This is a genomic window from Bradyrhizobium oropedii (genome assembly GCF_020889685.1).
GTDB classification, from domain to species: Bacteria; Pseudomonadota; Alphaproteobacteria; order Rhizobiales; family Xanthobacteraceae; genus Bradyrhizobium; species Bradyrhizobium oropedii.
The window spans coordinates 1-19,790 of record NZ_JACMYO010000105.1; the positions used below are offsets into that span (position 1 = coordinate 1).

The following is a 19,790-nucleotide window of genomic DNA, read 5'->3' on the forward strand; positions in this document are numbered from 1 at the left end:
CCTGTACGGAGAAGCGGCCTCGTCTTGCCCGTCGAATGTCCAAACGGACATGCTCCTTGATGGCCTTGAGCGGTCATGCGACCGCTAAGCGGCCACCTCAGGGTGACGGTCAGATGTTGTGCGCATGCTACTGCGCGACCTTGCTGCTGCCTTGCGTGATCAGCCGTGCGGCGCGCTGGTCGCGGGTGTGGATCCAGAGCCAGTTCATCGCCACGGCAATCCGGTGGCGCACGCCGATCAGGAAGTAGATGTGGGCGAGACCCCAGATCCACCATGCCAGCGAACCGCGCAGCTTGAGCCAGCCGAAATCGATGACCGCCTTCTTCTTGCCGATCTGGGCGAGGCTGCCGGCATGCTTGTAGCGGAACGGCGGCAGGGTCTTGCCGTCGAGCCTGGCCTTGATCAATGCGGCGACGTAACGCCCTTCCTGCTTGGCGGCCGGCGCGATGCCGGGCACCGGATTGCCGTCGGGGCCCTTGATCGTGATGGTGTCGCCGACGGCGAACACATCGGGATGGCCCGGCACGGTGAGATCAGGTTCGACCTGCAGCCGATGGGCGCGATCCGCCGGCGCATTCAGCCACTCGGCGGCGCGCGACGCGCGCACGCCGGCGGCCCAGACGATGGTCCGGGCCTCCAGCCGCTTGCCGCCGAACACCACGCCATCGGCCGAGCATTCGGTGACCGGCTCGCCCAGCATCACCTCGACGCCGATTTTCTCCAGCGACGCTTGCGCATAGGCCGAGAGATCGTCGGGGAAGCCGGCCAGCACGCGCGGCCCGGCCTCGATCAGCACCACGCGGGCCTTGCGCGTGTCGATGTGACGGAAGTCCGGAGCCAGCGTATCCTTTGCGAGGTCGGCGATGGTGCCGGCCATCTCGACGCCGGTCGGCCCGGCGCCGATGATGACGAAGGTCAGCAGCGCGGCGCGCTTGTCCGGATCGGTCTCGCGCTCGGCGCGCTCGAAGGCGACCAGGATGCGCCGCCGCAATGTGGTGGCGTCTTCCAGCGTCTTCAGGCCGGGTGCGAACGGCTCCCATTCGTCATGGCCGAAATAGGCGTGGCGTGCGCCGGTGGCGAGGATCAGCGTGTCGTAGGGAATGCTGCCGCCGTCGTCGAGCTGCACCTGCTTCGCCGCGGCGTCGACGCCACAGACATTGGCGAACAGCGTCGTCACCTCGGGCCGGTCGCGCAAGAGATAGCGGATCGGCCAGGCGATCTCGCTGGTCGCAAGCGAAGCGGTCGCGACCTGGTAGAGCAGCGGCTGGAACAGATGGTGATTGCGGCGGTCGATCAGCGTGATCTCGACCGGCGCGCCCGCGAGACCGAAGGCGGCTTCCAACCCGCCGAAGCCGGCGCCGACGATCACCACGCGATGAGGTTTGGCCGGCGCTTGCGTCATCTGATGTCGCCCTCGGTTTCGAACGGCTTCGTCGTCTGATTATGTAGTCATTCGCGGCCTCATTCCAACACGAAATGCCCGATCGCCCGATAGCAAAAGCCAATCGCCGCGCGTCTCACGCATCCTGCGGCGCAGCCGCCGCGACCACCCGTCGTCGCATCGGCAGGAACAGTCCCGCGACCGCGCCGGCGAACGACAGCGTTGCCGCAAGGCTCATCGCCGCAGCGAAGCCGTTGGCGAAATGTCCGGATGAATCGGCGGCACCGTTGGCAGCGAAGCTCGCCACCAATGACGCGATGCCGAACATGCCGCCGAGGAAGCGGCCCATGTTGAAGATACCAGACGCCTTGCCCATCTCGCTGACGGCAACCGCGCCGAGCACCGCGTTCTGTGCCGCAGGCATCGCCATCGAGACGCCAACGCCGGCGAGCACCAGCGGCGCGACCAGCGCGGAGTAGGGCACTGTCGGGCTCACGATCTCGCTGATCCAGCCGAGACCGATCGCCTGCATCAGGAGGCCGGTCACGACAAGCGTGCGCTCGCCGAAGCGGTTGACGACGGCGCCGGCGATCGGCGCGGTGACGAACAGCGTCGCGGTCCACGGGATCAGGCGCAGCCCGGCGCCGAAGGCGTCGAAGCCGAGCGCGATCTGCAGGAACTGCGGCAGCAGGAACAGCACGCCATACATCGCGGCATAGAACAGCACGCTCGCAGCCATGCCCGATGCAAACGGCCTTGCCGCGAACAGCCGCATCGGCACCATCGGGCTTGTCGCGTGCAGCTCCCACAGCACGAAGATCACCGCCAGCGCGACGCCTGTTATCAGCGTGCCGGCCACCTCGGGGCTGGCCCATCCGACACTGTTGCCGCGCAGCAGGCCCCAGACCAGGGCCAGTGCCGCGAGCGCGACCAGCGTCAGTCCGATGATGTCGAGCGGTGCCGTCGGTCCGAAACTCTCGCGCAAGCGCGTGAGCACGAGGGCCATCGCGATCAGGCCGATCGGCAAATTGATCCAGAAGATCCAGCGCCAGCCGAGATGCTCGGTGATGAAGCCGCCGATCGCGGGGCCGATGATCAGCGCGCATCCGGTGATGCCGCTGAAAATGCCAAGCGCGCGGGCGCGCTCCTCGCGGCCGAAGGCGCCGCTCAGGATCGCCATCGCCAGCGGCATCACCAGTGCCGCACCTGCGCCTTGCAGGGCGCGGGCGGCGATCAATGCCACCGCGTCCCCGGCCAGCGCGCAGGCCGCCGATGCCACGACGAACAGGCCAATTCCGGCCGCGAACATCCTGCGCCGCCCGAAGCGGTCGCCGAGCGCCGCACCGGTCAGCAGCAGCACCGCGAAGGTCAGATTGAAGGCGTTGACGGTCCATTGCAGCGTCTCCACCCGGCTACCGAAATCGGCGCGGATGGTGGCGAAGGCCGTGGTCATGATCATGGCGTCCAGCGCCATCATGAAGGATGCCAGCGCGGTGAGGCCGAGCACCCAGCGCTGCTCGGCGCGCTGTTCGGGGGTCTGCATGGTCGTTCTCCGTTGACGTGCCGCGGGCTTGCGGCGCGCTTCGCCGGCAAGACGAACCGGAACGGGCAAAGGATGCGGGCTCAAATTATTTTTGCCGGACCGCACCCTTTGGCCGTCCGCAAACGTCCTTGAATCTGACGCGGCCGGTCCCGGCCGCAGTTAAGGAGGTTGCGATGAGACGGACCCTGATCAGGTACAAGGCCAAGCCGGAGATGGCGGAGAAGAATGCCGCGCTGGTTGCGGCCGTGTTTGCCGAGTTGAAGGCGGCAAGCCCGGATGGCGTGCGTTATCTGACGCTGCGGCTGGAGGACGACACTTTCATCCACATGGTCGAGACCGCGGCCGAAGATGGCTCGAGCCCGATCCCGAAGCTGGCCGCGTTCCAGGCCTTCCAGGACGGCATCCGCGACCGCTGCGCCGAGCCGCCGCTGGTTCGCAGTGCTGTGATTGTCGGCAATTATCGTATGCTGGATGAGCCGTGAACCGAGTGAACCGATCTGGCGGAGCCATCATGACGTCATCACCCCAAGCGCCGGCCGCGGCCGAGGTCGACGCACTGCTGGCGGCAATGCGGCCAAGGCTGCATCGCTACTGCGCCCGCATGGTCGGATCTGTGATCGACGGCGAGGATGTGCTGCAGGACGCGTTGATCAAGGCGATGGAAGCCTTCGCGTCCGCTGCCCCGATCCAGCACCCGGAAGCCTGGTTGTTCCGGATCGCGCACAACACCGCGCTCGATTTCCTCAGGCGGCGCAACCGCCAGGACGCGCTCCACTCTTCGGAGGAGGTGGACATGATGGCCGGAGAGCTCGATGACGTCGGCCGCCGCGAGATCGCGGCAAGCAGCCTGCGCACCTTCATGCGCCTGCCGGTGGCGCAGCGCTCCAGCGTGATCCTGATGGATGTGCTCGGCTGCTCGTTGCAGGAGGTCTGCGGCATCATGGATTTTAGCCTGCCTGCGGTGAAGGCCGCGCTGCACCGCGGGCGTACGCAATTGCGCGCGTTCGCCAGCGAACCCGACGATGCGCCGCGGCCCGGCCTGTCGCCGGCAGATCGCAACAGGCTGAACGCCTATGTCAGCCGCTTCAACGCCCGCGACTTCGATGCCATCCGCGCCATGATCGCCGATGACATCAGGCTGGAGCTCGTCAACAGGCTGAGGCTTAACGGTAAGGCCGAGGTGTCACGCTACTTCGGCAATTATGCGAAGATCGACGACTGGCATTTGGTGACCGGGCAGGTCGAGGGACGTCCCGCGATCCTGGTGTTCGACCCGGACGCACCAGACGCGCCGCCGAGATCGTTCATGCTGCTCGACTGGTCGGCCGACAAGGTCGCGACGATCAGGGATTTTCGTCACGCTGCCTACGCGATCGACGGGGCTGAGTGGGCGGTGGATCAGGGGTAGACGGCGGTCGCTGCCGTAGCCCGTGACTCAGCGGTCGTGCCACAAACTCCGTGTCGTCCCGGACAAGCGAAGCGCGATCCGGGACCACAACCACGAATGGCAATTGGTTTGCGATGCTGGGGCTCCAACCCGCTTCAACAATCTAATCCGGTGGTTATGGGTCCCTGCTTTCGCAGGGACGACGATGCTGAAATAGCTCGTCTACTGCGTCTTGCCGCCGAATTCGCCGCTGGCAATCCGCGCCATGCGGCTGCCGGCTGCGGCCGATGAGCTGTTTCGTTCAAACATGCCATCGCCGCCGCTCTCGCGCGGCAATGGCGACGCTTCATCGACACGGCCGCGGCCCGGCCAGAACATCAGGACCAGGTTCATCACGCCGTTGACGGCCGTGCCGACCACCGTTGTGGTGTGCTGATAGGTCAGCGCATATTCGGGAAATCGTCCGGCAATGGCCCTGTCGAGCACCATGAGGGCGATCCATGCCGCCATCACGCAGACCGGATCCCATCCGATGTCGCGCACCCGCATCGACTGCAGCATGAAGCAGATGACGAGCATGCCATAGAAGGCAAAGATCAACGCCGGGCTGCTCGATGCCTGCGCCAGCAGCACGTCCGTCCTGCCGCTTGCCGGCGCGTTGCCGGTGATGCCGTAGACCAGCATCATAAAGCCGACGCCTGTCACGAAGGTGCAGAAGAAGAAAGCCAACCGGCCCATCCGGGCATTGAAGCCGAAGATGTAATTCAGCATGTGACGCACCCCTTTGGCTGCAACCTCGCCCGGCGATGCTTTCCGGACCGTGAAGCCCGCCAGCACGTGCCGGCCTGTGGTTTCCGCCTGCTTTACCGGATCGTTAAAGCCTGCTGCAGTGCAGGCGCGGGTCGTCGGAGGGGAGCGGGCCTGCGACAATCGTTGCCCGCGCAACCGGCATTATATTTCTTGCCATGGTCAATTTGGACGAATTATGATGCAAGGTGCTGAGGTATGCGCCGAAGGTTCTAATCGAGGGCCGTCGGTTCGTGCTTGCTGCACACTTGGGATATCGCGCACAAAACACGTCACAGAACGACGCGCGCAAAGCGTGGCCCCGGGCCTCGATTAGGCCTGGTGGGATCTTTGGTTGAGGAGGGGAGTGAATATGAAAAAGGCATTTTGGCTGGCAGGCGCCATGGCTCTGGCGCTCGCGCAGCCCGCGACGGCGGCTGACAGCGTCAAGATCGGATTTGTCTCGACCTTCAGCGGTCCGACCGCCGTGATCGGCAACGACATGCGCAATTCGTTCGAGCTCGCGCTCGACCATCTCGGCCGCAAGATCGACGGCAAGCCGGTCGAGGTGATCTACGAGGACGACCAGCAGAAGCCCGACGTCGGCAAGCAGAAGACCGAGAAGCTGGTGCAGTCCGACAAGGTCGACTTCATCGTTGGCTACATCTGGTCGAACGTGCTGCTGGCGTCGCTGAAGACCGCGGTCGATTCGAAGACCTTCCTGATCTCGGCCAATGCCGGTCCGTCGCAGCTCGCCGGCGAGCTGTGCTCGCCTTACGTGTTCTCGACCTCCTGGCAGAACGACCAGACGCCCGCCGCGATGGGCCTCTACATGAACCAGAAGGGCGTCAAGTCGGTATTCCTGATCGGACCGAACTACGCCGCCGGCAAGGACATGCTGGCCGGTGTGAAGAGCACCTTCAAGGGCGAGGTGGTCGGCGAGGAATATACGGTGTGGCCGAGCCAGCTCGACTTCTCCGCCGAACTGACCAAGGCGCGCAACTCCAGGGCGGAGTCGATCTTCGTGTTCTATCCCGGCGCCGCCGGCGTCCAGTTCCTGAACCAGTACGCCCAGGCCGGCATCAAGGCGCAGATCCCGCTCTACACCGCCTTCACCGTCGACGAATTGTCACTGCCGCTGCAGAAGGACAACGCGATCGGCATTCCCGGCGCGCAGGAATGGGTCAACGACCTGCCGAACGCCGAGAACAAGAAGTTCGTCGAGGACTACCGCAAGAAGTATCCCGGCCTGCGTCCGACCTATTACGGCGCCCAGGCCTATGACGCTGCTCAGCTGATCAACAGCGCCGTCGTCGCGGTGAAGGGCGACCTCACCAAGAAGGACGCGATGAAGGCGGAGATGGAGAAGGCCAACTTCAAGTCGCTGCGCGGTCCGTTCAAGTATGGCAACAACCACATTCCGATCCAGAACTTCTATCTGCAGGACGTGGTCAAGGACACCGACGGCCAGCTCTCGCTGAAGACGGTCGCGACCATCGTCAAGGACGACCAGGACAAATTCCACGACAAGTGTTCGATGAAGTGATCGTCGGGCAATTCTGGCCTGTGGCTTGCTTTCTGTTCACCTCGCCCCGCTTGCGGGGAGAGGTCGATCGCGAAGCGATCGGGTGAGGGGGACTCAACGCGAATCCGCTCGTGGAGATAGCCCCTCACCCCAACCCTCTCCCCGCAACAGTGGGGCGAGGGAGAACACGCAGCGTGCAATGCGTCGGCGTGCGCCCATCCCCGCTTCGCTCAAGGTGACGTAGCCTCACGATGTATCTCGTCGTCGAACAACTGCTGAACGGCCTGCAATTCGGCCTGTTGCTGTTTCTGCTGGCGGCCGGACTGACCCTGGTGTTCGGCATCATGGATTTCGTCAATCTGGCGCACGGCTCGCTCTACATGATGGGCGCCTATTTCGCCGCGACCTTCGTCGCCTGGACCGGCAGTTTTGTTCTGGGCGCGCTGATGGCGCTCGGCGCCACGTTGCTGCTCGGCATTGCGCTCGAATATGTCGCGCTCAGGCATCTCTACGGCCGCGACCATCTCGACCAGGTGCTGGCGACCTTCGGCCTGATCCTGTTCTTCAACGACGCTGTGCGCCTGATCTGGGGCCCGGCCGGCCTCGCGCTGCCGTTGCCGACCTGGCTCACGGTACCGGTGCAGATCATTCCCGGTGTTTATTATCCGGCGTACCGGCTGATGATCATCGCGGTCGCACTGGCGGTCGCCGCGATGCTCTATCTGGTCGTGATGCGCACCCGCGTCGGCATGCTGATCCGCGCCGGCGCCTCCAACCGCGAGATGATCGGAGCGCTCGGCATCAACATCAAGCTGCTGTTCACGCTGGTGTTCGGCCTCGGCGCCGCGCTCGCCGGCCTCGCCGGGCTGATGCAGGCGCCGATCCTCACGGTGCAGATCGGCATGGGCGAGAACATCCTGATCCTGGCCTTCGTCATCATCGTGATCGGCGGCATCGGCTCGATCCGCGGCGCCTTCATGGCCGCGATCTTCGTCGGCATCATCGACACCATGGGGCGCGCCTTCCTGCCCGACCTGTTGCGCAAGGTCTTGAGCGGGGCGGCGGCCTCGACCGCGGCACCGGCGCTGTCCTCGATGCTGATCTATCTCTTGATGGCCATCATCCTTGTGCTGCGGCCCGAGGGGCTGTTCCCGGCGGCCAAACGATGATGCCGAAGCTTAACGCCTCCAATGCGGTCGCGGCGCTGATGTGCGCTGCGCTCATCCTGCTGCCGGTCTATTCGGCGGCCACGGGCAACATCTTCATCCTCACGCTGTTCACCCGCATCACGATCTATGCGCTCGCCGCCGCGAGCCTCAATCTGATCATGGGCTATGGCGGCATGATGAGCTTCGGCCATGCCGCCTATCTCGGCATCGGTGGCTATGCCGTCGGCATCCTCGCCGCCGAGGGCATCGGCTCCGGCTTCATCCAGTGGCCGGTGGCGCTCGTGGTATCGGCGCTGTTTGCGCTGCTGATCGGTGCGCTCTCACTGCGCACCCGCGGCGTCTATTTCATCATGATCACGCTGGCCTTTGCGCAGATGGCCTATTACGTCGCCTCCGCCCTGTCGCGCTACGGCGGCGACGACGGCCTCACCGTTTACAAGCGCAGCGATTTTGCCGGTCTGATCAACCTGTCCGATCGCAACCAGTTCTATTATCTTTGCCTGGCCTGCCTGTTCGGCGGCCTCTATCTGATCTGGCGCATCGTCAATTCGCGCTTCGGTCTGGTGGTGCAGGGCGTCCGCTCCAACGAGCAGCGCATGCAGGCGATCGGCTTCCATGCCAACCGCTATCGCCTGGTCTGTTTCGTCATCTCAGGCACGATCTGCGGGCTGGCCGGCGCGCTGCTTGCCAACAACACCGACTTCGTCAGCCCCGCGGTGATGTACTGGACCCGCTCCGGCGACCTGATGGTGATGGTGATCCTGGGCGGCATGGGATCGCTGTTCGGACCTGTCGTCGGCGCCATCGTCTATCTGCTGCTCGAGGAGCTGCTGTCGCAGTTCACCGAGTTCTCGGGACTGATCCTCGGCCCGGTGCTGCTGTTGATCGTGCTGTTCGCGCGCGGCGGCATCATGGGCCTGCTCGGGAGGATGCGCCGTGGCTGATTCCTTGGCTGAGCCCTTGCTGCGCGTCGACAGTCTGGTCCGTCGCTATGGCGGCATCACCGCGACCGACAACCTCTCGATGGAGGTCATACCAGGCGAGCTGCACGCCATCATCGGCCCCAACGGCGCCGGCAAGACCACGCTGATCAGCCAGCTTACCGGGCAGGTGATGCCGAATTCCGGCACCATCTACTTCGCCGGCCGCGACGTCACGAGCCTGCCGTCCTACACGCGCTCTAGGCTCGGGCTGGCGCGCTCGTTCCAGATCACCTCGCTGCTCAAGGACTTTTCCGCGATCGACAATGTGGCGCTGGCTGCGCAGGCCCATGACGGCCACTCCTTCCGCTTCTGGGGCAATGCGCGCAAGGAGCGGCATCTGCGCGACACCGCGCGGGCGGCGCTGGAGCGCGTCGGCCTCGGCCAGCGCGCCGATATCGTGGTCTCGCAGTTGAGCCATGGCGAGCAGCGCGAGCTCGAGCTCGCGGTCGCCCTCGCCACCAAGCCGCAGCTCCTGTTGCTGGACGAGCCGATGGCCGGGCTCGGCGTCACCGAGTCGGCGCGGATGGTCGCGCTGCTGAAGGAGCTGCGCAAGGAAGTCACCATCGTGCTGGTCGAGCACGACATGGAGGCGGTGTTCGCGCTGGCTGACCGCATCACGGTGCTGGTCTATGGCCGCGTCATCGCCTGCGACGTGCCCGACGCGATCCGCAAGCACGAAGAGGTCAAGCGCGCCTATCTCGGCGAGCAGCATGCGGTGACGCGCCATGACTGAATCAAAAGCCGCTGAAACGTTGCTCGAAGTCGATGGGATCGAGACCTGCTACGGGTTGAGCCAGGTGCTGTTCGGCCTGTCGCTCAAGATCAAGTCGGGTGAGATGGTCGCGCTGATGGGTCGCAACGGCATGGGCAAGACCACCACCATCCGTTCGATCATGGGCCTGACCCCGGCGCGCGCGGGCGCCATTCGTTTCGCCGGCGAGGCAGTGCGCGGCCTGCCGTCGTACAGAATCGCAAAACTCGGCATCGGCCTGGTGCCGGAGGGCCGCCAGATCTTCCCGAACCTCACGGTGCGCGAAAACCTCGTTGCCGCCTCAGGAAATCGGCTCGGCGCTTCCGATCCGTGGACGATCGACAAGATCCACGCGCTGTTTCCGCGGCTAGCCGAACGCACCAGCAATATGGGCGTCACGCTGTCCGGCGGCGAGCAGCAGATGCTCGCGATCGGCCGCGCGCTGATGACCAACCCGAAGCTCCTGATCCTCGATGAGGCCACCGAAGGCCTGGCACCCTTGATCCGCGACGAGATCTGGAGCTGCCTGTCGATGCTGAAGGGACGCGGGCAGTCGGTGCTGGTGATCGACAAGAACGTCGGCAACCTCGCCCGCATCGCCGACCGTCACTACATCATCGAGCGCGGCAAGACAGTGTGGAGCGGCACCAGCGAGCAGCTGATCGCCGAGCCGGATCTGCAGCACAAGTATCTGGGGATTTAGCGCCGGACCAACGCGACGCTCTCAGCTCCGTCGCCCTGAGGAGCGCGTAGCGCGTCTCGAAGGGTCGACGGCCCGGCTGGTGGCCGTGCATCCTTCGAGGCTCGCAAGCGCTCGCACCTCAGGATGACGGATGACGGGATCAAAACATCTCGAAATATTCGCGCTGCTCCCAGTCCGACACCTCGGCCTGGAAGCGTTCGATCTCTGCGTTCTTGATGAAGACGTAATAGTCGACGAACTCAGGCCCCATCGCTCCGCGGAAGAACGGATCGTCGTTGAGCGCGAACACGGCTTCGCGCAGCGATTTCGGCAGCAGCGCGGCCTTGGTCTCGTAGGGCGTGTCGGCGGACGGGCCGGGATCGAGCTTGCGATCGACGCCGTCGAGGCCGGAGAGAATTTGCGAAGCCATGTAGAGATAGGGATTGGCGGCGGGCTCGCCGATCCGGTTCTCCAGCCGCGTCGCCGGATCATTCGTGCCGCCGAGCACGCGGATCATCACGCCGCGGTTGTCGCGGCCCCAGATCGCGCGGTCCGGCGCCAACGAATAGGAACGGTAGCGCTTGTAGCCGTTGATGGTCGGCGTCGTGAACACAGTCGAGGCCCGCGCATGCTCGATCAGGCCGGCGAGCCAGGCGCGTCCGAGCGCGCTCAGCGGCTCGCCGGTCTCCTTCGCCATGAAGGCGTTCTCTCCGTCGGCGCGCGACACCAGCGACTGATGCAGGTGCCAGCCCGAGGCAAAGATGTTCGGCAGCTTCGGCCGGCACATGAAGGTCGCGTGATAGCCGTGGCGGCGCGCGATCTGCTTCACCGCCGAACGGAACAGCACCATGATGTCGGCCGGCGCAAGCCCTGTGGTCGGTGCGAAGGTGAACTCGCACTGGCTCGGGCCGAACTCGACCTCGACCGTGCGCAAGGGAAGGTCGAGCGCGATGATGTCGCGGCGGATGATCTCGAGCGCCGGCTCCATCAGATCGTAGCGCTGTTCGGTGAGGTACTGGTAGCCGTGCGACAGCAGGCTGACCGACGGCGGCCGTCCGGGCTGGCCGGCATCCTCCGGCGCCATATGCGCGTCGTCGAGCTTGAACAGATGGAATTCAACCTCGAGGCCGGCGACAAAATCGTAGCCGCGGCTTCCGAGTTGATCGAGCACCTTGCGATAGAGGTTGCGGGTCGCGAACGGCACGGGTCGGCCGTCGCTGAAATAAAGATCGCACAGCAGCCAGCCGGTGTTCGGCGCCCAGGGCAGCACGCGGAACGTGGTGGGGTCGGCGACCATCAGCACGTCGGCCGCGCCCTCCATCTCCTTCATGCCGAAGCCGCCACCTGATGTGAACACCGGAAACACCGTCTTGTGCGAGGTGTCCTTGGCGAGCATCGTCGTGGTGATCGAGCAGCCGCCCTCCAGCGAGCGCACCGCTTCGCCGGCGATCAGCGTCTTGCCGCGCAGGATGCCGTGCTGGTCGGGAAACGACAGGCGGATGACCTCGAGTTTCTTCTCCTCGACGATGCGGCGGAGGCGCTGCGCAGCCTCCTTCTGCTCGGCCGACCACAGGCCATGACGCTCGACGAAGCTCACCGCGTTACTCCTTCAGAGGCGTCATTGCGAGCGAAGCGAAGCAATCCATCTTTCGGCATGCGCTGAAGCATGGATTGCTTCGTCGCTTCGCTCCTCGCAATGACGACAAGTGTTAGACGCATGGCTACTCCGCCGCCGTCAGATGCTGCACCTTGCCCGCGATCTCGCGCGGCACCGGGGCGGCCCACGGCGCGCCGCGGCGGCGCTTGACGTCGACTTCCATCCAGTAGAGCTCCCAACCTGGTGTCGGCCCGATGCCGTCCATCGTCGCCGGGCCCTGGATGCTGCGCGCGGAGGCGTCGTCGAGGAACAGCATCGGCTTCTCGCCACCGCTGACCTTCTCGATCTCCTGCCGCAGCAGACGGCGATACTGCACGATCGCCTTGTCGCTCTGGCCGAGATGCTCGTTGGTGCGGTCCTGGATCGCCCCCATCGATTCCACCGCCCATTGGTCGTGGACGTTGATGTCGGTGCCCATGCCGGTATAGGTCTCGGTCGCCTGCTCGTGCGGATCGAAGCCGTAATCGTTGCTGCGGTTCTTGCGCGACTTGTAGTCCGGCAGCGTATAGAGCTCGAGCCGTTGGTCGCGCATCTTCTGCTTGTCGACCGGCGCGGCGTAGCTGGTGAAGATCGCGTACCAGTAGCAGTTCTCGTCATCGACCGGCACGTGCCACTGCGTGATCGTCATCTCGGTCGACATCGGAATCACGAAGCCGTGCGGGAACAGCTGGTTGGTGACGCGCACATGGGTGCGCTCATCGTCGAGCTCGCGCAGTGCGATCAGCCGCAGGCCGTATTCGGTGTGCTCGACATTGATGATCGGGCGATCATATTCGCGCAGGATTTTCGTCATCGGCATGTCGCTGCCGGCGGAGGCACCGCGGAATTGCTTGCCGTAAGCGGCCGAGGTGTCCTCGTCCTCGAAGAAGCGATGCAGGAAGGAGGCGTGCGCCGGATCGATGCCGACTTCGAGCGCCTGCAGCCAGTTGCAGTTCATGTGGCCCTTGAACGCAAACGTATGGCTGTCGGGCGCGACGAAGCAGTCGAGCTCCGGAAATGCCGGCGGTTCGCACTCGCCGAGCCAGGCCCACAGGATGCCGCTCTTCTCGACCACCGGATAAGAGCGCTGCTTGATGCCCTTGCAGAGCTGCGAACCGGCAGGCTCCGCCGGCGTCTCGATGCACTGGCCTGATGTGTCGAACAGCCAGCCATGGAAGGCACAGCGCAGTCCGCCATTTTCGAGCCGGCCGAAGGTGAGGTCGGCGCCGCGATGCGCGCAGTGGCGATCGATCAGGCCGTAACTCCCGTCCTCGCCGCGGAACAGCACCAGGTTTTCGCCGAGTAGACGCACCGGCCGCACCGGGCGCGGTCCTTCGAGTTCGTCGACCAGCGCCGCCGGCTGCCAGTACATCCGCATCAGTCTGCCGCAAGGGTCCTTGCGGTTGGTGCGGGTGATCAGATCGTTCGCTTCCTGGCTCATCATGGCGCCGTCTCCCGAATTTGGATTTGTTCGCCTATTGAACGAATGTGCGAATTATGCCATGTCTGGTTTGGACAGCAAGCGCAATTTTTGAACCGTTCAAAGCCGAGCTCATATGCCCAAGCTGAAACGGACCGATCAGGACGAGCGCGCCACCGATTTCGTCGAGGCGCTCGATCGCGGCCTGCGCCTGTTGCAGGTGTTCGGCACCGTCACGGGTCCCGCAACGCTGAGCGACCTCGCGCGCGCCGCCGATCTGCCGCGCGCCACCGCGCGCCGCATCCTGTTCACGCTCGCGCATGGTGGCTTCGTCGCGACCGACGGCAAGCTGTTCACGCTGACGCCGCATGTGTTGACGCTCGCGGGCTCGTTCCTGCAATCCAACCAGGTTGTGACCGTGTTGCAGCCGGTGCTCGATCGCATCGCGACCGCGGCACAGGAGATTGCATCGCTTGCGCTGCTCGATGGAGACGACGTCGTGTTCGTCGCGCGTTCGAGCCCGACGCGGGTGTTCTCCGCCGGTCTCGACATCGGTTACCGGCTGCCGGCGTTCTGCACCTCGGTCGGCCGCGCGATGCTCGGCCGGCTCGATGATGCCGAGCTCGCGGTGCGACTCAAGGCGATGCGCCGCGATCCGGTGACGCCGCAGACCACGACCGACCCGAAGAAGCTGCTCGCCACCATCATCGCCGACCGCGCGCAGGGCTACTCACTGGTCGACCGCGAAGCCGAGCCGCATTTCCGCTCGATCTCGGTGCCGGTGCACCGCTACGACGGCACCATCGTCGCCGCCATCAACATGGGCGCGCATGTCGATCGCGTGCCGGCCAAGGAATTGATCGATCGCTTCCTGCCGTTGCTGCGCGAAGGGGCCGATGATGTGAAGAGCCGGTTGCTGTGAAGGCTCCCACGTCGTCATTGCGAGGAGCTCGCGACAAAATTGCAAAGCAATTTTTGCGCTGAAGCGACGAAGCAATCCATGCATCGGCACACGCGGAAAGATGGATTGCTTCGCTTCGCAAGCAATGACGGGAGAAGTAAGTCGATTGTTCTGTAAGATTAAAGCGCCACGCTGCGCAGCCCGAAACTCCGTGCCTCGTTCTGCAGCACCGGCCGCACGGAATCGATCAGCCGCGCGGCAGCGGCATCGACCGAGAGTCCTGCGGTGTCGACCACCGCCGATGCGCGGGCGTAGAGCGGCTCGCGGCTGACCAGGATGTTGCGCAATTCGGCCATCGCCGAGCGGTCGTCGGCCATCGGCCGCAGGTCGCCCTGGCGGCGGACGCGGGCCATGTGCTCTTCCGGCTCGGCTTTCAGCCAGATCGTGTAGAACGACGACAGGATCAGGTCGAAGGTCAGCGCCTCGGAGACGATGCCGCCGCCGGTCGCCAGCACCATCAATTCCTTGCGCGCCAACAGCTGCGTCAGCGCGGCCTGCTCCATGCGGCGAAAGCCTTCCTGGCCGTACAGCGCGATGATCTCGGCAACCGAGAGGCCGTTCTGCGCCTCGATCTCCTTGTTGAGCTCGACGAAGCTCCAGCCGATCTTCTTCGCCAGCATTCGCCCGAGCGTGGTCTTGCCGGCGCCGCGCAGGCCGATCAGCGCAATGCCCGAGAACGAGGCGCGGCGTGGCGCCAGCGGGCTGCTGCCGGCGAGCATGTCCTTGGCCTGTGCGATCTGGTTCGGCGAAGCCTTGCGGAGCAGATCGCGGATCACGGCCCAGTCCGGCACGGGCTCGTTCGAGGGGATCAGGTCTTCGAGATGCGCGCCCATCGCGCCTGCGACACGGCGCAGCAGCACGATCGAGACATTGCCTTTGCCGCTTTCGAGCTGGGCGATGTAGCGTTCGGAAATGCCGGAGACCTTGGCGAGCACCTTGCGCGACATGCCACGCAGCGCGCGCATGGTGCGCACGCGCTGGCCGAGCTGTTCGAGGAAGTCGGTTTCCGGATCGTTGGCTGCGGTCATGATCCCTGTGCGACGCGGTCCTGGCTGAATCAGACCGTTAGTCTAGGAAACATAATGCCGATAAGGATTGACAGCAAGCCAACGTGGTGGCTTTGTATGAATTATAATTCTTAAATTCACAGGAGAGGGACACGTGGCGCGTCTGGGTCCGAGGAGCGGGGCATGACTTATAACGCAGTCTCCTGGCTGCTCGACCGCAACGTCGATCAAGGCCGCGGCGGCAAGGTCGTGTTCGACGACATGGTGTCGCAAATCACCTATGGCCAGTTGCAGCAGCAGACCCGGCGCCTCGGCAACATGCTGCGCCGGCTCGGCGTCCGCCGCGAGGAGCGGGTCGCCATGATCATGCTGGACACGGTCGACTTCCCGATCGTGTTCCTGGGCGCGATCCGCGCCGGCGTGGTGCCGGTGCCGCTCAACACGCTGCTGACATCAGAGCAATACGCCTACATCCTCGGTGATTGCCGTGCGCGGGTGCTGTTCATCTCCGAGGCGCTGCTGCCGGTCGTGAAGGACATCATTACGCGCATGCCCGACCTTGAGCATGTCGTGGTCTCCGGCAAGGACGCGCACGGCCGCAAGAGGCTGTCCGACGAGATCGCGCGCGAGAGCGACGTGTTCGCGACCGCATCGACGCATGCCGACGAGCCGGCGTTCTGGCTCTATTCATCGGGCTCGACCGGCATGCCGAAAGGCGTGCGCCATCTGCATTCCAACCTCGCGGCGACGGCGGAGACCTATGCGAAACAGGTGCTCGGCATCCGCGAGGATGATGTCGGGCTGTCGGCGGCAAAGCTGTTCTTCGCCTATGGGCTCGGCAATGCGCTGACCTTCCCGATGTCGGTCGGCGCAACGACGATCCTGAATTCGGAGCGTCCGACGCCGGCGGTGATGTTCGCGCTGCTGAACAAATATCATCCCAGCATCTTCTTCGGCGTTCCGACCCTGTTCGCGGCGATGCTGAACGACGAGGCGACGAAGGCGCAAACCGCGGGCAATCGCCTGCGGGTCTGCACCTCGGCCGGCGAGGCGTTGCCGGAATCGGTCGGCAATGCGTGGCGCGCGCGGTTCGGCGTCGACATCCTCGACGGCGTCGGCTCGACCGAGCTGTTGCACATCTTCCTGTCGAATGCGCCCGGCGACATCAAATACGGCTCCTCGGGGCGTCCGGTGCCCGGCTACAAGGTGCGGCTGGTCAACGAGCTCGGGGCCGACGTTGCGGATGGCGAGGTCGGCGAGCTCCTGGTCGATGCGCCCTCGGCCGGCGAGAGCTACTGGAATCAGCGCGCCAAGAGCCGCGCCACTTTCGAGGGCGCGTGGACCCGCACCGGCGACAAATACACGCGCGATGCCGACGGCCGTTACACCTTCTGCGGCCGCGCCGACGACATGTTCAAGGTCTCCGGCATCTGGGTGTCGCCGTTCGAGGTCGAGAGCGCATTGATCACCCATCCAGCGGTGCTGGAAGCCGCGGTCGTGCCGGAGGCCGATCCGGAAGGCCTGCTCAAGCCGAAGGCCTATGTGGTGCTGCGGCCCGAGAGTTCGGCCGAAGGTCTGCACGAGGCGCTGAAGGAACACGTCAAGCAGAAGATCGGTCCGTGGAAATATCCGCGCTGGATCGATGTGGTCGACAATCTGCCGAAGACGGCGACCGGGAAGATCCAGCGGTTCAAATTGCGTGAGCACGAGCACTAGCATCACCACGCGTCGTCCCGGCCTTCGCCGGGACGACATCTTGGGAAGGCCAATCATGCAAAACCTAAATCCCACAGGCTTCCTCACCATCGACGGCGCCGATCTCGAATACCGCATGATCGGTCCGCCCCCGGACACTGCGCCGACCATCGTGATGCTGCATGAAGGCCTCGGCTGCGTCGGACTGTGGGGCGATTTCCCCGAGAAGCTGCAGGCCGCGACCGGCGCTGGCGTGTTCGCCTATTCGCGTGCCGGCTATGGCTCCTCGTCGCCGGCGAAGCTGCCGCGTTCGGTCGACTACATGCATCGCGAGGCGCTCGACGTGCTGCCGAAGCTGCTTGACCGGATCGGCTTCCGCCACGGCATGTTGGTCGGCCACTCCGATGGCGCGTCGATCGCGGCGATCTATGCCGGTTCGCATCAGGATCATCGCCTGCACGGGCTCGCGCTGCTCGCGCCGCACTTCATCGTCGAGGACATCTCGGTAAAGTCGATCGCCGAGATCAAGACCGCGTATGAGACCACCAACCTGAGGGAGAAGCTCGCGCGCTGGCACAAGGATGTCGACAACGCCTTTGATGGCTGGAACGGCGCTTGGCTCGATCCGGCATTCCGCGACTGGGATATCTCAGAGTATCTCGCCTATATCCGCGTGCCGGTGCTGATCGTGCAGGGCGCGGATGACCAGTACGGCACGATGCGCCAGGTCGAGATCGCCCAGGACGAGTGCTACTGCCCGGTCGACGTCGCCGCGATCGCCGGCGCCGGCCACTCGCCGCACCGCGGGGCGCCTGCGGTGACGCTTGAGGCGGTCACCGAATTCGCTAAGGCGGCGCTGCGCGACGACCCGGCGCTGGCCGCCTGAGTGGCCGCGAATGTCGGATGCGTCATTGCGAGGAGCGAAGCGACGAAGCAATCCATCGTTCCGCATATGGGGACGATGGATTGCTTCGCTTCGCTCGCAATGACGGGGATGGAGGTGCCCGCGTCCGTCGTAGGCCATTGGCCGAGCAAGCGATTTTCCTCAACATGAAGCAAAGTGCATGTTTTTGCATTTTGAACTGGACCAGATCGAAAACATGCATTATTGTGCATGAAGACATCGACGACGAACTTCAAGCGAACAACAGCAAGACAGCAGATAAGGGTGGCCTATGGCTGGTGACGATCGCGTCCTTGCAGGCGGGGCGAAGTACATCGACTTCCAGACCGATCCGTCGCGCTACCGGCACTGGAAGATCGACATCGCGGGCGACGTCGCGACGCTGACCATGGACGTCGACGAGAACGCCGGCCTGTTCGAGGGCTATCAGCTCAAGCTCAATTCCTACGATCTCGGCGTCGACATCGAGCTGGCGGACGCCGTGCAGCGGCTGCGCTTCGAGCATCCCGAGGTGAAGGTTGTGGTGATGCGCTCGGGCAAGAACCGGGTGTTTTGCGCCGGCGCCAACATCCGCATGCTCGCGGGCTCGACCCACGCCCACAAGGTGAACTTCTGCAAGTTCACCAACGAGACCCGCAACGGCCTGGAGGATTCCAGCGAGAATTCCGGCCAGAGCTTCATCACCGTCGTCAACGGCACCGCGGCCGGCGGCGGCTATGAACTGGCGCTTGCGACCGATCACATCATGATGGCCGATGACGGCGCCGCCGCCGTCGCGCTGCCGGAAGTGCCGCTGCTCGCGGTGCTGCCGGGTACCGGCGGGCTGACCCGCGTCGTCGACAAGCGCAAGGTGCGCCGCGACCATGCCGACTTCTTCTGCACCATCGAGGAAGGCATCAAGGGCAAGCGCGCGGTGTCCTGGCGGCTGGTCGACGAGATCGCGCCGAACTCTAAGCTCGAGGGCAAGCTTGCCGAGCGCGTCAAGGAATTTGCTGCGAAGTCGAAGCGCAACGGCGAGGGCAAGGGCCTTGCGCTGACGCCGCTGACGCGCACCATCGACGACAGCGCGATCCGCTACGGCTTCGTCAGCGTCGATATCGATCGCGCCGCGCGCATCGCCACCATCTCGATCGAGGCGCCGGAAACCGCGGCGCCCGCCGACATCGACGGCATGACCGGGCAGGGCGCCGCGTTCTGGCCGCTCCAAGTTGCGCGAGAGCTCGACGATGCGATCCTGCATCTGCGCATCAACGAGCTCGAGATCGCGATGCTGGTGTTCAAGAGCCATGGCGACCGCGCCAATGTCGTGTCCTATGACGCGTTCCTGGAAGCCAACAAGGCGCACTGGCTGGTCAACGAGGTCAGGCATTATTGGAAGCGCGTGCTCAAGCGCATCGACGTCACCTCGCGCACGCTGGTGACGCTGGTCGAGCCCGGCTCCTGCTTCGTCGGCACCCTCGCCGAGCTCGTGTTCGCCGCCGACCGCTCCTACATGTTGATCGGCCAGAAGCAGGGCGACAACCGCCCGCCGCCGGCGATCGAACTGACGGCGATGAATTTCGGGCCCTATCCGATGAGCCACGGCCTGACACGATTGCAGTCGCGCTTCCAGGCCGACCCAATGGACCTGGAGCGCGCGCAATCCTCGATCGGCAAGGCGCTCGATGCGGAGGAGGCCGAGGAACTCGGCCTCGTCACCTTCGCGCTCGACGACATCGACTGGGACGACGAGGTTCGCGTGTTCTTCGAGGAACGCACCTCGTTCTCGCCCGACGGTCTCACCGGCATGGAAGCCAATCTGCGCTTCGTCGGTCCCGAGACCATGGAATCGAAGATCTTCTCGCGCCTTACCGCGTGGCAGAACTGGATCTTCCAGCGGCCGAACGCGGTCGGTGAGGACGGCGCGCTGCGCCGCTACGGCACCGGCCAGAAGGCGCAATTCGACATGACGCGAGTTTAA

Annotated in this window: 17 protein-coding genes; 11 read left to right on the forward strand and 6 right to left on the reverse strand. The window is 64.7% G+C overall.

Annotated features, from left to right (window positions below; all coding sequences use genetic code 11):
* Positions 1-127: 127 nt before the first annotated feature.
* Together H8A95_RS26195 and H8A95_RS26200 are read right to left on the reverse strand one after the other, a co-directional pair.
* Positions 128-1,402, reverse strand: a complete 1,275-nt coding sequence (locus H8A95_RS26195) for an NAD(P)/FAD-dependent oxidoreductase (protein WP_229185827.1) — start codon at positions 1,400-1,402, stop codon at positions 128-130.
* Between the two features lie 115 nt (positions 1,403-1,517).
* On the reverse strand, positions 1,518-2,924 hold the full coding sequence (locus tag H8A95_RS26200; protein ID WP_229185828.1) for a DHA2 family efflux MFS transporter permease subunit: 1,407 nt from the start codon (positions 2,922-2,924) through the stop codon (positions 1,518-1,520).
* Positions 2,925-3,097: 173 nt separating this feature from the next.
* On the opposite strand from H8A95_RS26200, the gene H8A95_RS26205 reads away from it, so the two are divergent.
* Both H8A95_RS26205 and H8A95_RS26210 read left to right on the forward strand, forming a co-directional pair.
* Positions 3,098-3,406 carry a hypothetical protein gene (locus tag H8A95_RS26205; protein WP_229185829.1) on the forward strand — a complete coding sequence of 103 codons (309 nt, stop codon included), beginning with the start codon at positions 3,098-3,100 and terminating at the stop codon, positions 3,404-3,406.
* A gap of 29 nt (positions 3,407-3,435) precedes the next feature.
* The gene (locus H8A95_RS26210) at positions 3,436-4,332 is read left to right on the forward strand and encodes a sigma-70 family RNA polymerase sigma factor (protein ID WP_229185830.1); all 897 of its coding nucleotides are present in this window, start codon (positions 3,436-3,438) and stop codon (positions 4,330-4,332) included.
* Positions 4,333-4,533: 201 nt separating this feature from the next.
* Here the strand turns inward: H8A95_RS26210 and H8A95_RS26215 are convergent, their stop codons facing one another.
* Positions 4,534-5,082, reverse strand: coding sequence for a hypothetical protein (locus tag H8A95_RS26215; protein WP_229185831.1), 549 nt, complete (start codon positions 5,080-5,082; stop codon positions 4,534-4,536).
* Between the two features lie 388 nt (positions 5,083-5,470).
* Here H8A95_RS26215 and H8A95_RS26220 point away from each other — a divergent pair, with 388 nt between their 5' ends.
* The 5 genes from H8A95_RS26220 to H8A95_RS26240 all read left to right on the forward strand — a co-directional run bounded on the left by H8A95_RS26220 (position 5,471) and on the right by H8A95_RS26240 (position 10,228).
* On the forward strand, positions 5,471-6,643 hold the full coding sequence (locus H8A95_RS26220) for an ABC transporter substrate-binding protein (protein WP_229185832.1): 1,173 nt from the start codon (positions 5,471-5,473) through the stop codon (positions 6,641-6,643).
* A 230-nt stretch (positions 6,644-6,873) separates the two neighbouring features.
* Positions 6,874-7,791 carry a branched-chain amino acid ABC transporter permease gene (locus tag H8A95_RS26225; RefSeq protein WP_229185833.1) on the forward strand — a complete coding sequence of 306 codons (918 nt, stop codon included), beginning with the start codon at positions 6,874-6,876 and terminating at the stop codon, positions 7,789-7,791.
* The gene (locus tag H8A95_RS26230; protein WP_229185834.1) at positions 7,788-8,735 is read left to right on the forward strand and encodes a branched-chain amino acid ABC transporter permease; all 948 of its coding nucleotides are present in this window, start codon (positions 7,788-7,790) and stop codon (positions 8,733-8,735) included. Before H8A95_RS26225 ends, H8A95_RS26230 begins: the two co-directional genes overlap by 4 nt.
* A gap of 4 nt (positions 8,736-8,739) precedes the next feature.
* The gene (locus tag H8A95_RS26235; protein ID WP_229185852.1) at positions 8,740-9,507 is read left to right on the forward strand and encodes an ABC transporter ATP-binding protein; all 768 of its coding nucleotides are present in this window, start codon (positions 8,740-8,742) and stop codon (positions 9,505-9,507) included.
* Positions 9,500-10,228 carry an ABC transporter ATP-binding protein gene (locus tag H8A95_RS26240; protein ID WP_229185835.1) on the forward strand — a complete coding sequence of 243 codons (729 nt, stop codon included), beginning with the start codon at positions 9,500-9,502 and terminating at the stop codon, positions 10,226-10,228. The genes H8A95_RS26235 and H8A95_RS26240 overlap by 8 nt, the downstream gene beginning before the upstream one ends.
* Before the next feature lie 139 nt (positions 10,229-10,367).
* On the opposite strand, the gene H8A95_RS26245 is transcribed toward H8A95_RS26240, so the two are convergent.
* Both H8A95_RS26245 and H8A95_RS26250 read right to left on the reverse strand, forming a co-directional pair.
* A complete protein-coding gene (locus tag H8A95_RS26245) occupies positions 10,368-11,804 on the reverse strand; it encodes a glutamine synthetase family protein (RefSeq protein WP_229185836.1) in 1,437 nt (478 codons plus the stop codon).
* Between the two features lie 124 nt (positions 11,805-11,928).
* Positions 11,929-13,287 carry an aromatic ring-hydroxylating dioxygenase subunit alpha gene (locus tag H8A95_RS26250; RefSeq protein ID WP_229185837.1) on the reverse strand — a complete coding sequence of 453 codons (1,359 nt, stop codon included), beginning with the start codon at positions 13,285-13,287 and terminating at the stop codon, positions 11,929-11,931.
* A gap of 112 nt (positions 13,288-13,399) precedes the next feature.
* Here H8A95_RS26250 and H8A95_RS26255 point away from each other — a divergent pair, with 112 nt between their 5' ends.
* Positions 13,400-14,185, forward strand: coding sequence for an IclR family transcriptional regulator domain-containing protein (locus H8A95_RS26255; RefSeq protein WP_229185838.1), 786 nt, complete (start codon positions 13,400-13,402; stop codon positions 14,183-14,185).
* Positions 14,186-14,343: 158 nt separating this feature from the next.
* On the opposite strand, the gene H8A95_RS26260 is transcribed toward H8A95_RS26255, so the two are convergent.
* Positions 14,344-15,252: a helix-turn-helix transcriptional regulator gene (locus H8A95_RS26260; RefSeq protein ID WP_229185839.1), complete on the reverse strand. Its 909-nt coding sequence runs from the start codon at positions 15,250-15,252 to the stop codon at positions 14,344-14,346.
* A gap of 162 nt (positions 15,253-15,414) precedes the next feature.
* On the opposite strand from H8A95_RS26260, the gene H8A95_RS26265 reads away from it, so the two are divergent.
* The 3 genes from H8A95_RS26265 to boxC all read left to right on the forward strand — a co-directional run bounded on the left by H8A95_RS26265 (position 15,415) and on the right by boxC (position 19,790).
* On the forward strand, positions 15,415-16,947 hold the full coding sequence (locus H8A95_RS26265) for a benzoate-CoA ligase family protein (RefSeq protein ID WP_229185840.1): 1,533 nt from the start codon (positions 15,415-15,417) through the stop codon (positions 16,945-16,947).
* Positions 16,948-17,002: 55 nt separating this feature from the next.
* Positions 17,003-17,812, forward strand: a complete 810-nt coding sequence (locus H8A95_RS26270) for an alpha/beta fold hydrolase (protein WP_229185841.1) — start codon at positions 17,003-17,005, stop codon at positions 17,810-17,812.
* A gap of 289 nt (positions 17,813-18,101) precedes the next feature.
* On the forward strand, positions 18,102-19,790 hold the full coding sequence (boxC, locus tag H8A95_RS26275) for a 2,3-epoxybenzoyl-CoA dihydrolase (protein WP_229185842.1): 1,689 nt from the start codon (positions 18,102-18,104) through the stop codon (positions 19,788-19,790).

What these genes read in the sequence shown, in the direction of transcription:
- H8A95_RS26220 (WP_229185832.1), top strand. Translation starts at nt 5,471, where the DNA reads ATGAAAAAGGCATTTTGGCTGGCAGGCGCCATGGCTCTGGCGCTCGCG.
- H8A95_RS26230 (WP_229185834.1), top strand. Translation starts at nt 7,788, where the DNA reads ATGATGCCGAAGCTTAACGCCTCCAATGCGGTCGCGGCGCTGATGTGC.
- H8A95_RS26240 (WP_229185835.1), top strand. Translation starts at nt 9,500, where the DNA reads ATGACTGAATCAAAAGCCGCTGAAACGTTGCTCGAAGTCGATGGGATC.
- H8A95_RS26215 (WP_229185831.1), bottom strand. Translation starts at nt 5,082, where the DNA reads ATGCTGAATTACATCTTCGGCTTCAATGCCCGGATGGGCCGGTTGGCT.
- boxC (WP_229185842.1), top strand. Translation starts at nt 18,102, where the DNA reads ATGGCTGGTGACGATCGCGTCCTTGCAGGCGGGGCGAAGTACATCGAC.
- H8A95_RS26195 (WP_229185827.1), bottom strand. Translation starts at nt 1,402, where the DNA reads ATGACGCAAGCGCCGGCCAAACCTCATCGCGTGGTGATCGTCGGCGCC.
- H8A95_RS26225 (WP_229185833.1), top strand. Translation starts at nt 6,874, where the DNA reads ATGTATCTCGTCGTCGAACAACTGCTGAACGGCCTGCAATTCGGCCTG.
- H8A95_RS26250 (WP_229185837.1), bottom strand. Translation starts at nt 13,287, where the DNA reads ATGATGAGCCAGGAAGCGAACGATCTGATCACCCGCACCAACCGCAAG.
- H8A95_RS26210 (WP_229185830.1), top strand. Translation starts at nt 3,436, where the DNA reads ATGACGTCATCACCCCAAGCGCCGGCCGCGGCCGAGGTCGACGCACTG.
- H8A95_RS26205 (WP_229185829.1), top strand. Translation starts at nt 3,098, where the DNA reads ATGAGACGGACCCTGATCAGGTACAAGGCCAAGCCGGAGATGGCGGAG.
- H8A95_RS26200 (WP_229185828.1), bottom strand. Translation starts at nt 2,924, where the DNA reads ATGCAGACCCCCGAACAGCGCGCCGAGCAGCGCTGGGTGCTCGGCCTC.
- H8A95_RS26265 (WP_229185840.1), top strand. Translation starts at nt 15,415, where the DNA reads ATGACTTATAACGCAGTCTCCTGGCTGCTCGACCGCAACGTCGATCAA.
- H8A95_RS26260 (WP_229185839.1), bottom strand. Translation starts at nt 15,252, where the DNA reads ATGACCGCAGCCAACGATCCGGAAACCGACTTCCTCGAACAGCTCGGC.
- H8A95_RS26270 (WP_229185841.1), top strand. Translation starts at nt 17,003, where the DNA reads ATGCAAAACCTAAATCCCACAGGCTTCCTCACCATCGACGGCGCCGAT.
- H8A95_RS26255 (WP_229185838.1), top strand. Translation starts at nt 13,400, where the DNA reads ATGCCCAAGCTGAAACGGACCGATCAGGACGAGCGCGCCACCGATTTC.